At 65.8% G+C, this 12,616-nt stretch carries 9 protein-coding genes, 1 tRNA gene and 1 pseudogene; 1 reads left to right on the top strand and 10 read right to left on the bottom strand.

The genetic code is table 11. The features are described from left to right. Nucleotides 1-132 precede the first annotated feature (132 nt). Nucleotides 133-1,839, bottom strand: coding sequence for a pseudouridine synthase (locus O4H32_RS07905; protein WP_269358044.1), 1,707 nt, complete (start codon nt 1,837-1,839; stop codon nt 133-135). Between the two features lie 67 nt (nt 1,840-1,906). Then, nucleotides 1,907-2,503 (bottom strand): annotated as a pseudogene (gene scpB / locus O4H32_RS07900) (SMC-Scp complex subunit ScpB); the annotation flags it as partial. Between the two features lie 67 nt (nt 2,504-2,570). Between scpB and O4H32_RS07895 the strand changes: the two are divergent. After that, a tRNA-Met gene (locus O4H32_RS07895) sits at nt 2,571-2,647 on the top strand. Between the two features lie 93 nt (nt 2,648-2,740). On the opposite strand, the gene O4H32_RS07890 is transcribed toward O4H32_RS07895, so the two are convergent. From O4H32_RS07890 to phaC, 8 genes are all read right to left on the bottom strand, one after another. Further along, nucleotides 2,741-5,845, bottom strand: coding sequence for a bifunctional diguanylate cyclase/phosphodiesterase (locus O4H32_RS07890; RefSeq protein ID WP_331284283.1), 3,105 nt, complete (start codon nt 5,843-5,845; stop codon nt 2,741-2,743). 246 nt (nt 5,846-6,091) lie between these two features. Next, nucleotides 6,092-7,528 carry a 4Fe-4S binding protein gene (locus tag O4H32_RS07885; protein ID WP_407932632.1) on the bottom strand — a complete coding sequence of 479 codons (1,437 nt, stop codon included), beginning with the start codon at nt 7,526-7,528 and terminating at the stop codon, nt 6,092-6,094. A 215-nt stretch (nt 7,529-7,743) separates the two neighbouring features. Further along, the gene (locus tag O4H32_RS07880) at nt 7,744-8,604 is read right to left on the bottom strand and encodes an FTR1 family iron permease (RefSeq protein ID WP_269358042.1); all 861 of its coding nucleotides are present in this window, start codon (nt 8,602-8,604) and stop codon (nt 7,744-7,746) included. Between the two features lie 15 nt (nt 8,605-8,619). After that, nucleotides 8,620-8,967 (bottom strand): cupredoxin domain-containing protein, encoded by a 348-nt coding sequence (locus O4H32_RS07875; protein WP_269358041.1) that lies wholly within the window; start codon nt 8,965-8,967, stop codon nt 8,620-8,622. Nucleotide 8,968: 1 nt separating this feature from the next. After that, nucleotides 8,969-9,505, bottom strand: a complete 537-nt coding sequence (locus O4H32_RS07870; RefSeq protein WP_269358040.1) for an iron transporter — start codon at nt 9,503-9,505, stop codon at nt 8,969-8,971. A gap of 128 nt (nt 9,506-9,633) precedes the next feature. Beyond that, complete coding sequence (gene phaR, locus O4H32_RS07865; protein ID WP_269358039.1) at nt 9,634-10,206, bottom strand: polyhydroxyalkanoate synthesis repressor PhaR; 573 nt, start codon at nt 10,204-10,206, stop codon at nt 9,634-9,636. Nucleotides 10,207-10,208: 2 nt separating this feature from the next. Beyond that, nucleotides 10,209-10,946, bottom strand: coding sequence for a 3-ketoacyl-ACP reductase (locus O4H32_RS07860; RefSeq protein WP_269358038.1), 738 nt, complete (start codon nt 10,944-10,946; stop codon nt 10,209-10,211). 13 nt (nt 10,947-10,959) lie between these two features. Continuing rightward, nucleotides 10,960-12,582 (bottom strand): class I poly(R)-hydroxyalkanoic acid synthase, encoded by a 1,623-nt coding sequence (phaC, locus tag O4H32_RS07855; protein ID WP_269358037.1) that lies wholly within the window; start codon nt 12,580-12,582, stop codon nt 10,960-10,962. Nucleotides 12,583-12,616: the final 34 nt, after the last annotated feature.

The raw sequence follows: 12,616 nt of genomic DNA, 5'->3' as shown, positions 1-12,616 counted from the left end.
GCGCGATGCGAACGGCCAACCCCCGGTGGACACAGCACAAAGGTGCTGTAAAGCCTTACATTATAACAGCGTTTCTTGACCTAAAGACCTTTTTCCACCAAACCCCGGCACACGGCCGAGGTTTGGAGACGGTCAGCGGTTCCGCCCTAGAAAACCCAGGCGGGATTCGTGCGCATGGGCGCCGCGCGGCTGGCTCTCGCCCCCGCCACCCGCCTGCTTGCGAGGCGCCTTGTTGCCCGGCTTGCGGCCGGACTTCTGGGCGGCCTTGGGCGGGCGCGCCGAAGCGGCGGCACCTTCGACCTGGGGCTGCCCCGCCCCGACCTGGGTGGCTTTGCCGGGCTTGCCGGATCCCTGCCTGCCGGATCCCTGCTTGCCTGAACGGGGTGGCTTGCCGGCGGATTTCCCCGCTGGCTTGCCGGCGGCCTTGCCCTGCTTGCCCGGCTTGCCCGGCCTGGCCGGCCGGCCCGGCGCGGACCGGCCTTCGGTGTGGCCGTCCTGGACCTCGGCCACCCGAGGGGCATGGCCATGAGCCTGGGGTTTGGCCGGCTTGCGACCCTGTTTGGCGGACTGGCGGGGCTTGCCGCCGTCGGACCTGCCGCCATCCGGATGGCCGTTGGCCAGCCCGCCGCTGATGAGCAGTCCGGTCGTGAACGGATCGATGCCCCCCTTGCGGCCGCCCGACACCCTGCCCCTGCGGTTCAGACGCGCACCATTCTGGCCGTTCTGGCCCGGCGTGCCAAAACCCGGCGGCAGGGCGCTGGCATGCGACAACGGCTGGCGCTCGGACTGACTGTCGTCCTCGTCTCCGTCACGCAACAGGCCCAGTTGAACCATCAGCGCTCCGACCAGGCCGGAATCCAGTTCGTCCCAGCGCCCCCGGCGCAGATTGGTGGGCAGCATCACATCGCCGAAACGCGTGCGGATCAGGCGGCTGACCGTCACCCCCGCCGCCTGGAACATACGCCGCACCTCTCGGTTGCGACCTTCGCTCAGCGTCACGCGGTACCAGCGATTGCTGCCCTCGCCGCCGATGTAATCCAGGGAATTGAATTGCGCCGGCCCATCCTCCAGTTCGATGCCACTGGTGAGACGGGCCTGTTCCTGTTCGCCCAGTTCGCCCAGGACACGGACCGCGTATTCGCGCTCCGACCCGTAGCGCGGGTGCGACAGCCGGTTGGCCAGCTCGCCCGAGGTCGTCAGAATCAACAGGCCCTCCGTGTTCAGATCCAGACGGCCCACGGACAGCCATTTGCCGGTCCGGATGCGCGGCAGGCGGGCGAACACGGAAGCCCGACCCTCGGGGTCGTCGTGACTGACGATTTCGCCTGCCGGCTTGTGATAGAGGATGACGCGAGGCAGTTTGCCCGCCTTGGGGCGTGTCACCAGCCGGCCATTGACGCGGACCTTGTCATCGGGACCGATGCGCTGGCCCACGTGCGCGGGCTCGCCGTTGACCGAGACGCGGCCGGCGATGATCAATTCTTCCATTTCGCGCCGGGAGCCCACCCCCGCCTCGGCCAGCACCTTGTGCAGCTTGGGCATCAGCACATCGCTGTTCAGATAGCGATCCAGGCGCTTGGCGGTCGGGTGCGCATCGTTCAGATACGTCAGGGCGCGATCGGCCTCTTCCGCCGTGCCCGCATCGATGGCCTCGCCGGATTCGGTTTCCCGGTCCTCGGCGCCCAGGACACCGGTTTGCTGCGCATCCCCACGGCGGCGGCGGAACGGCGTGCGCAGTTTGCGTCCGCGCGGCTTGCCGTTTTCCTGCCTGTGCTCGGCGGCCGGTGTTTCGGGCGCGGCCGTTTCGGCGCGCGGCATCGTCTCTGTTTCTGCTGTCATGGGGTTCGGTGACTCCTACACAAAATTCCGTTCTTCATTCTTCCGGGAGGCGCGGCTCCGGTGCCCGGGAATCGTCCGCGCCGGCCTCCGGCGCGGCGGGACCGGGCCCATCCGCCGCGTCGAACGCCAGGACGCCCAGCGCTTCCGCAGAGTCTTCCGCGTCGAGCGCCGGCAGTTCGTCCAGCGCCCGCAGACCGAGGTCTTCGAGAAATCGGCGCGTCGTCCCCAGCAGGGCCGGGCGCCCCGGCGCGTCGCGATAGCCCAGGGTTTCGATCCAGCCCCTGTCCTCCAGGGTGCGGATGATCTGTGCCGAGACCGTGACGCCGCGGATGTCCTCGATGTCCCCGCGCGTCACGGGCTGCCGCCACGCGATGATGGCAAGCGTTTCAAGCACGGCGCGAGAATAGCGAGGCGGTTTTTCGGGGTTCAGGCGCCCCAGGTAACGCTGCATGTCGGGACGGCTCTGGAAGCGCCAGCCACTGGCGAGCTGCACCAGTTCGAGCCCCCGTTCCTGCCAGTCGAGCTGCAAGGCGGCCAGATGACGGCGGACGTCGTCCCCGGAAATCGTGTCTTCGAAGAGGCTGCGCAGATCGGTGACCGCGAGAGGCGCATCGGCGCACAACAAGGCCGTTTCCAATACGCGCAGGATTTCCGTTTCCGTCATTTTAGCTTGAACTCCGATCGATTGCTTGCATTATTTTCGCAGACTTGCTATAGTTCTGTTCTCCAGACGCGGGGTGGAGCAGTCTGGCAGCTCGTCGGGCTCATAACCCGAAGGTCACAGGTTCAAATCCTGTCCCCGCAACCAGTTCTAGAACGCAGGCCGGATTCTCATGGAATCCGGCCTGTTTTCATTTGTGCGCGCGCTGGCTTGCGCACCGTCTGAAAGCGGACCGGAACGCTAGGTCCGGACGCCTGCGCCACCCGCCTGCGCCGCCCTTTCCCGCACCAGCGCCTCGAATTCGGCCGCAGGCAATGGCCGGCTCAGCAGGTAGCCTTGCCACGCATGGCAGTGGTGTCGTTCCAGGAAGACGCGCTGCGCCTCGGTTTCCACCCCCTCGGCGATGACGCGCAGGCCCAGGCTGATCCCAAGAGCGACGATGGTACGCGCGATCGCCGCGTCGTTGGGATCGGTCAGCACATCGCGCACAAAGCTCTGATCGATCTTCAACTGGTCCAGCGGCAGGCGCTTCAGGTAGGCGAGCGACGAATAACCGGTACCGAAATCATCCAGGGAAAAACCCACGCCGTAACCCTTGAGCCGCACCATCTTGCGGATCGTGTCCTCGACGTCTTGCAGCAACAAGCCTTCGGTCAGCTCGAGTTCGAGCCGGCTGGCGTCCGCACCGGCACCCGCCAGGGCCGCCAGGGCCTGATCGACGAAGCCGGACTGGTGGAACTGGCGCGGACTGACGTTCACGGCCAGACTCAGATGCGCGAACGCGGGATCCTGCGCCCATCGGGCCAACTGTTCGCACGCGGCCCTCAGGACCCACTCGCCCAGCGGCAGGATCAGGCCGGTCTCCTCGGCCAGCGGGATGAAGGCGGCGGGCGAAACGAATCCGTCCCGGGGGTGATGCCAGCGCAGCAACGCTTCGCAGCCGATGACGCGGTCCCGGTCCATCTGTGGCTGGTAGAAGAGCTCGAACTGCCCCCGCTCCAGGCCGATGCGCATGTCCAGTTCCAGCGTGGCGCGCCGATGCACTGCGGCCTGCATCAGCGGATCGTAGAAGCGCAGCGTGTTGCGACCCGCCGCCTTGGCCTGATACATGGCCAGATCGGCCCGCTTGAGGTGCTCGTCCACCCCCTGTTCCAGCCCATGGAACACCGCCGCTCCCATGCTGACCGTCGCATGATAGTGTTCCGTCCCCAACTGGTAGGGCTCGCTCAGCAGCGTCAGAATGCGCTGGCCGATCTCCTCGGCCTGCGCGGCGGCCTCCTCGGGGGATGCGCCCAGATCATCCAGGACGACAACGAACTCATCGTCCCCGTGCCGGGCCACGGTCTGCGAATCAGCCAGACAGGCCCTCAGGCGTTCGGCCACCTGGCGCAACACCAGGTCTCCACTGTCATGGCCCCGGGTTTCATTCAGGGTCTTGAAATGGTCCAGATCCAGCATCAGCAGCGCGCCCGAGCGCTGATGGCGCGACGTGGCCGCCATGGTCTGCTGCAAACGATCCAGCAGCAAACGGCGGTTGGGCAGCCCGGTCAGGGAATCGTAGAAGGCCAGGTAATTGATCTCCTCCTCGGCCGCCCGGCGCGACGTGAGGTCTTCCAGAGTCAGGAGATAGTCTTCGCCCAACAGGATGCCGGCGACCTCGACCGTCCGGTGGACGCCGTCGCTGCACAGGATCCGGTATTCGCCCGCCGCGATGACGCCCTCGCCCGACTGGCGGGCCGCGTCGCATCGCTGCGCCCAATGCCTCGTCGCCCGTTCGCGGATTTCGGGATCGGGGCAGATTTTCGCCCACCAGGTCCGCACGTCGGGCACGTCCCGCTCGGTATAGCCGAAAATCTGCACGAAATGCTGGTTGCGGAACGTGATGCGCTCATCTTGCCGCACCAGGCACACACCCACTGGCAAGTGATCGAGGATACTGCGCAGGTGCCGTTCCCGGTCCCGCATCGCATCCTGCATCTGGTGCCGTTCGTCGACATCCTGGATGACGGCGATGTGATAGTCGGGCGCTTCGCCCGGTTGCCAGATGGGTGAAACGGTCAGATCCACCCAGATCGGCTCACCGCTCTTGCGCACAACGCGTTTTTCGAGCCGGAATTCACGGATTTCACCGGCCTGGACGCGCCGCATCTGCTCAAGATCCAGCTCCAGATCGTCGGGATGGGTCAGTTGCTGAAAGTCGAGCCTCAGCAGTTCTTCGCGCGTATAGCCGAGGATGTCGCAATATTTCTGATTGACACGGACCAGGGCGCCGGTTTTGACGTCGGTCAGGGACACACCGACCGCCGCCTGGTTGAAGACGGCGCGGAAACGCTCCTCGCTGCGCCGCAGGGCCTCGTGCGTGGAGGCGACTTCCGTGTAGGCACGGGAACGCTGACGTGTCAGCAGGCAGGTCAACGTCACCAGCAGCAGCGTCAGGATCACGCCCGAGAAACCGATCCACCAGGGCATCATCCGTTCGGCGGAGGACAACAGCGCACGGCTGGGCGTGAATTCCAGGCGCCAGGTCCGGCCCACCACATCCAGCAGCCGGGTTTCCTCGAGCATCACGCCGGACATGGCGTCGTCCGGCGGCAGCATCGAGGCGCCCAGCGTGGCCGGCACGCCCGGCGCGCCGGCGGGACCGACGTCCTGCAGCCGCACCGAAAGGCCGCGCAGAAATCCGGACGCACGCACGGCCTGTAACATATCGGCAACCCGCACCACGGCGGCCACGGCGCCGATGAAGCGGTCGTCCTCGCCCCGATGGAACACGGGAAAGCGCAGGACGAAAGCGATGCCGTCTTCCTTGTACTGAAGCAGGGAGAAAGGCGCCGACGCCGCGGGACGGCCCGTCGCCCGCCCCACCAGCAGGCAGGCCAGGTTGGCGGGCTGCGAGGCGATGTCAAGCCCCCAGACGCCCTCGTTGCCATCCCTGGGCCAGAGATACTCGACGATATAGTGATCGGGACGCTCGACACGCGGATGGATGACGGACGCTGCGGCGCCCGTCACGCGCATGCGTGCACGCAGCCGCGACTCATATGCGGACAGCTCGTCGGCGAACACCTGGCGCACGAAGGACAGATTGACCAGCTCGGGATAGTTCTGGCGCACATCGTGCTGCGCCACCACGCGGTCGAACAGGGCGTCGTCCAGGTCGGGATTCACCATGAACAGATCGCGCAGACCGGCCACGACTTCCGAATAGGCCACGATGCGCTGGGCGATCGCGTCGCTGGAGGAACGGACTTCCTCGGAAAACCGCAACTGGGCGATCGCCCGCCCGGCATCCTGCTGTTGCCGCGCCAGACCGTAAGTCAGGCCGAGCCCGAATAGGGCCACCACGAGGCCTGGAAACCAGAGGCTGAACGTTCGTCTTGCGGAAAACCCCGCCATGAGACTCCTCGATTGAAAAGACAGGCAAAGACGCGGACTGGTTGCATGCGCGCTCCGCCGGGCGGCGAGAGTCCCGGAATAAGAATAGCGTTTTTTCGATGGCTGTTGTGAATTGTTGCGAACGTCGGCGGCCACGGCATCGAATCGCGCGTCCGCATCGGCTGGCCGGCCGCGTGGGCTCGCACGCGCCCCCGGTCACCAGCGCACGAAGAACAGCACCCAGGCCCAGCAAAACGGCAGCAGGCCCGCCGCCACCAGCATCACGGCGCCCAGCTTGCGCAGTGGCTGCGGCGTGCGCAAGCCCGCGAGCCGCCATTCGAAGCGCAGACTCCAGGCCAGCGCCAGCGCCAGCAGCGTGAAACGCACCGCGTTCGCCCAGCCGATGGGCACGCCCTCGTGCTGCAGCAAAGTCAGTGTCGTGGCCGACAGCCCCAGAAAAACGCCCGCGCCCGCCGCCGGAATCAGGCCCTGGGCAAGCTTGTGCACGCCCGCCAGGCGGCCGCGCAACAGCCGGCCGGTGGCGTCCCGCACCCCCGGCGCATCCGCGACCGGCAGCAGGCGATCCGCCAGCCACAGCCCACAGAACGCGGCGCCGCCCACGATGATGGCCGCGCCGCCGATGAAGAGCAGGATGACGGCGCCGTCCAGCCAGCTGAAGCTGTCGTTGACGTCCGGGTAATGGGTCAGGATGAACCAGGGGGCGTTGTCCGCCAGCGGCCAATAGATATCCCGCGTCACCAGCCAGGTCGCGGCGGCCTGCTTGATTGACACGAACCAGGGGCTGGCGCTCCACAGGAAGGCGCCCACGGCCAATCCCATCAGGCCGAAGACGATCAGCGCCGTCTGCCAGCCGTCGCCCTGCGCCACGTGGACGACCTCGGCCTCGGGCGAGCGGGGCGACAGGGTGATGGCGCCACGGTAATCGCTGCAGCGCCCGCACATGTGGCATTCGGCCGCGCCCTGCATGTTGCGCAGGGGCAGCAAGGGCGCACAGTTGATGGATTCGGTCCGCCTGGCGGGCGCGCGCCAGGCGGCGGCGTCCACGCGGTAATGCCAGGGGGCGAGCTTGGCCAGCAGGTTGAACACCCCGTTGACAGGACACAGATACTTGCACCAGACGCGCTTGTCGCGCCCGTAAAGCCAGCCGACGATCATGGCGGCAACGGTCGAACCGCCCAGCACCGCGGCGACCGCCCAGGGGTATTGATAGACGCTGACCAACTGACCGTAGACCGTGGTCAGGCTGAAGGCCACGAAAGGCCAGCCGCCCCAGCGCATCCAGCGCGGGATGGCCCGGCCGCGCCCGTGCCTGCTGGCCCATTCGGTCAGGGCGCCTTCGGGACAGAACAGGCCGCACCAGGCACGCCCGAAAAGGGGAATGGACACCAGCACGAACGGCCACCAGATCCCCCAGAAGGCGAACTGGGCCAGGATGGTGAGATTGTTGAAGACGGACGCGGTGCGATCCGGCAAGGGCATGACCGCAGGAATCGCCAGCAAAGCGATGTAGACGAAGACGATGACCCATTGCATCCGCCGGATCGCGCGCTGATGATCGCGCAGGAAATCTCCTGCGCGCGCGACACTGGAACGGAACGAATGCGACGAAATCATGCGGCTATGCCATTTCATGTCTTGAGGCCAAGGCGGTATTCTCCACACATCCCCCCTTCCAGGCAAACAGGGGTTGCCTCATGCAAGCCATCGAGCCGGCGAGCGCACCGCCACCGCATCCCCCTCCGAGGTACGAGACTGTCTCGCGGCGCTGTGCGCCGCCCATGGGACGGATATCCTCGCGCCCTTGGCCGAAGAGATGGCGGCCCCGGGCCGCCCCCCGAGCCGGCAGGTCATGCCGCCACGGGCGCCTTGGCACGGCCGGAGGCTGCCGGCACGGCGGCGCGCGAGGCTCGACGCAGCATCCACGCCACGACGCACCAGTACGCCAGCCAGATCAGCAATTGGGACAGCGCGGGATAGGCGCGATAGCCGGCGAAATCCGCCAGGATCTTGCCCAGTCCGCTTTCGGTGCCCAGCAGCCAGGAGGTATCCCAGACCGGATCCATCAGCGTCGGCAACACGTCCAGGGAAATCAGCCGGTCAGTGGCCGACACCAGCAATGCGCCGGCCAGCAGCAGCAGCAGGATTTCCGTCAGCTTGAAAAAACGCCGCCAGGTAATGATCCGACCGCCCAACTGCAGCAGCCAGAAAGTCAGCAGCGCGGCGGAAAATCCGCCCGCGCCCGCCAGCGCCATGGCGCCGACATCTCCGGACGCCTGCGAGGACAGGACAGTGCCGTACAGGAAAACCACGGTCTCGCTGCCTTCGCGCGCAACGGCGATCATGACCAGCGCGAGCAGGCCCCACCAGTGATCGTCGCCGACCCGCTCGGATGCGCCTGATTCCAGCTCGCGCTTCAGGCCGCGACCGTGAGCGCGCATCCAGACGACCATCTGAACCACCAGTCCGCAGGCCGCCAGCGCCATCAAGGCCTGGAACCACTCCTGGCCCTGGTCCGACAGCCAGGAAGAAATCCCCAGCAGCACCAGCGCCAGCGCGCCGGCCAGCAACAGCCCGGCGCCGACGCCCCCCCACAGCCAGGGCAATCCGCGCCGGCCTTCCGGCGAGGCGCGTAGCCAGGAATAAAGGATGCCGACGACCAAAAGAGCCTCGACACTTTCACGCCAGACGATGAAGGCGACTTGTTCCATGATGGGATGCGGATGTCAGGGCTTGGGAAGCACCACCAGGGTGCCCTTCACCTGGGGATGAAAGTCATCGAAAAAAGGGTATTCGCCCGGCCGCGACAGGGACAGCACCACGAACGAGGTGACCCCCGGCCCCAGGACTTTTTCCTTGCGCAGCGGCAGGCTCTCGAACTCGACCGCTTCGGTGCTTTCGTTGACGAGGACGATCTTGAAACGGCCAGCCTGCACTTCCAGGTGGGCCGGCTCGAAGGTGCCGTCGGCCTTGAAAGTCAAAGTATGGACCGGCATGTCGGCGGCGCCGGCCACCGACATCGGAGCCAGCCAGCCCGCCCACACCAGGGCCGCGAACGCGATCCAGGCGCGCATGTCAGTAGCCGCCCTTCTTGCCCGTGCCGGCATAGACGAACTCGTACTTGACCTCGAAGGTCTTGAACCACGGCGCAACGCCGGTTTCCTTGTCGATATGGCGGCCGAAATGGTTGTTGTGCGCAGTTTCGGGCGAGCCGATGACAAAGGTGAGGGTGTATTTGCCCGGTCCTTCGAGCTTGACGTTGTCGCCATAGTGCGGGCCGTCGTTGGCCACCATCGGCATCAGGTCGCCCTTCAGGATCTTGTCGCTGCCCTGCTTCTGCAGCACGTACTGGATGTTCAGGTACGGCGCCCAGGCGCCTTCTGGCAAGCCGTTCTTGTTGTCGGCCGTGGCGTGGATGTCGGCTTCCAGGTGAATGTCGGAATCCTTCGCGGCGAGCATCATGCCCTCCGGTTCCATTTCGACCGGCTGCAGATAGACCGCCGCCACTTCCAGCCCGTTGCGCTCGCTGGGCTCGCCGATGGGGTATTCGGCCGCCAAGGCGGAAGAAGCCAGACCGATGCCGGCCAGTGCGACGAACAACTTGTTCACCATGAACGATCTCCGTGCTAGTAAGAAGAATGATTCTCGTTACTATAGCACCAGAAACCGCGCCGGAAAACCACCAGGGGGCGAAACCGGGTCGAAACGGCGCGGGGCCGGGCACCTCGCCCGGCTCGCGGTCATTTTTTCTTTTTCCCGCCCTCGGGCGGTTGCCCGGGGAAAGGAAAGGCCGAGAACATGGAGCGCGTCTGATCCTGCATCTGATCCTGCATCTGCACGAACAGGCCGCGGCTTTGCTCGATGTAGTTGTTCATCATGTTCTGCAGGGCCGGAGTCTGCATGTTCATCAACTGGGCCCAGGCCTCGGGGCCGAAATGCTGCTGGTACAGCCCCTGGGATTGTTCGGCCATGCGGTCCTGGATGTCCATCAGCACCTGGATGTTCTTTTCCAGAAACGTGCCCATCACGCCCTGCATGGCATGGCCGTAGAACCGGATGATCTGCGCCAGCGCCTCGGCCGAAAACATGGGCACGCCGCCGGATTCCTCTTCGAGGATGATCTGGAGCAGGATGCTGCGGGTCAGGTCGTCGCCGGTCTTGGCATCGACGACCCTGAACACTTCGTTGTCCAGGACGAGCTGCTTGATGTCGGCCAGCGTGATGTAGGCGCTGGACTGGGTGTCGTAAAGGCGGCGGTTGGGATATTTCTTGATCAGCCGTTCCGTTTGGGGGGTTTGGGTGTTCCGAGCCATGATCAACCCATGTGCAGGCCGCCGTTCAGCGAAAAATCCGCCCCGGTGGCAAAGCCAGAATCGTCGGATGCGAGCCAGGCGACGATGGAGCCGATTTCCTCGGGCGTGCCCAGGCGCTTGACCGGGATGGTGGCGACGATCTTTTCCAGCACGTCGGGCCTGATGGCGCGCACCATGTCGGTGCCGATATAGCCCGGCGAGATCGTGTTCACGGTGACGCCCTTGCTGGCGACTTCCTGGGCCAGGGCCATGGTGAAGCCATGGATGCCGGCCTTGGCCGTCGAATAGTTAGTCTGACCGAACTGGCCTTTCTGGCCGTTGACCGAACTGATGTTGATGATCCGGCCCCATTGCCGGTCCACCATGTCGTCGATGACCTGCTTGGTCACATTGAACAGGCTGTTGAGGTTGGTGTCGATGACGGCGCGCCAGTCCTCCTGGGTCATCTTGCGGAAGACGCCATCGCGGGTGATGCCCGCGTTGTTCACCAGCACATCGACCGGCCCGAACTGCTCCTTGACCTTGACGAAGGCCTCGACCGTGGAATCCCAGTCGGACACGTTGCCGACCGAGGCGCTGAACCGGTAGCCCAGCGCGGCCTGCTCGTCCAGCCATTTGGCATAGTCCCGGCTGGGACCGCAACCGGCCACCACCGTGAAGCCTTCTTTTGCGAGACGCTGGCAGATCGATGTGCCGATGCCGCCCATGCCCCCCGTCACGTAAGCCAGTTTGCCGCTCATGGTGTTCTCCTTTTCAGACTGCTTTGACTTTGACATAGCGCCCGGGTGCGGGCTCTATGGCAGGATATTTTCGATTGCCGAGGGAGCGGCGGGCCGGCCGCCAATCCCCTGAATGCCCGGCCAGCCAGTCCAGCCAGTCGGGCCACCAGCTGCCCTTGGCATGATCCGCCTGGTCCAGCCAGGCCTGGGGGTCTGCCGGCAGGCCGGCGTCCCGCCCCCCGGACCAATAGCCCCGACGGCCCCGTTCCGGAGGATTGACGACCCCCGCGATATGGCCGGACTCGCCCAGCACGAAACGCAGCGGGCCGCGCAGCAGCCGCGTCGAGGCGTAGGCCGAGGTCCAGGGCACGATGTGGTCCTCGCGAGAAGCATACAGGTAGGCCGGCATGTCCAGGGCGCGCAGGTCGACGACCGTGCCGCCAATACGCAACCGGCCGGTTTCCAGGCGGTTTTCCAGATAGGTGTTGCGGAAATACCAGGTGAAGAACGGCCCCGGCAGATTGGTGCCGTCGGCGTTCCACGCCAGCAGGTCGAAGGCCCGCGGCGATTCGCCCATCAGATAATTGGAGCCGACGTAGTTCCAGACGAGCTCCGAAGGCCGCAGGAACGAGAAGGTGGTCGACAGTTCACCCGCCGTCATCAGGCCGCCCGCGCCCAGTTGCTGTTCCCGCGCACGGGCATGCTGCTCGTCGACGAAGACGTTGAGGATGCCGGTCTCGCGAAAATCCAGGAAAGTGGTCAACAGCGTCAGCGCGGCCACCGGGTCCTCGCCCCGGGCGCGCGCCACGGCCAGGGCACTGGAGAGCAACGTGCCCCCCACGCAGAAGCCCAGGGCATTGATTCGCGGCTGGCGGGTCACATCCCGCACGACCCGGATGGCCTGCAGCACGCCGTCCTCGACGTAGTCGTCCCAGGTCTTGTGCTGGATGCCGTCTTCGTCACCTGGCAACGGATTGCGCCAGGACACCATGAAGACTTCGAAGCCGGCTCGCACGGCGTGCAGCACCAGGGAATTGGCCGGCTGCAGGTCCAGGATGTAGTACTTGTTGATGCAAGGCGGCACCATCAGCAGAGGGAGCCGGCGGACCTTCGCCGTCTGCGGCCGGTACTGGATGACCTGCATCAGGGCGTTTTCGTAGATCACCGCCCCCGGCGTCATGGCCAGGTTTTCGCCGGGCGCGAACGCGGACTCGTCGGTCTGTGTGATGCGGCCCCGCGTCAGGTCGCGCATCAGGTTCGCCAAGCCCCGCTGCAGGGATTCGCCTCCACTGTCGGCCATGGCCTTGAGGGCATCGGGATTGGACGCGAGGAAATTGCTCGGCGCGGCGGCCTCGACCCACTGCATGATCGAGAATTTCAGGCGTTCGCGCGCGCCGGTCTCGAGGTCGGCGGCCTGGGCCAGGCGCTGCAAGGCGTCGGCCATGAGGAGGTAGGCATGCGCCGAGAACAGCGCGTGTGGGTTGCCGGCCCAGGCCTCGGACGAGAAACGCCGGTCCGCGGGTGGCGTCAGCGCGCCCTGGCGGAACGTGTCGAGCAGCGACTGCCAGGCCTGGGTGAAATCTGACTGGATGGATGCCAATTGGGCAGGGGCGACCCTGGGCGGCGTCCGCTTTTGTGAAGAATTCCGATCAGCCATTCCACGATCCCTTGTACCGCCAGATCCCGAAACA

The sequence above is a fragment of the Castellaniella denitrificans genome, from assembly GCF_027214045.1.
Classification (GTDB): Bacteria; Pseudomonadota; Gammaproteobacteria; order Burkholderiales; family Burkholderiaceae_B; genus Castellaniella; species Castellaniella denitrificans_A.
The sequence above is the reverse complement of the archived record's forward strand: the minus strand, read 5'-3'. Positions and strand labels throughout refer to the sequence as shown.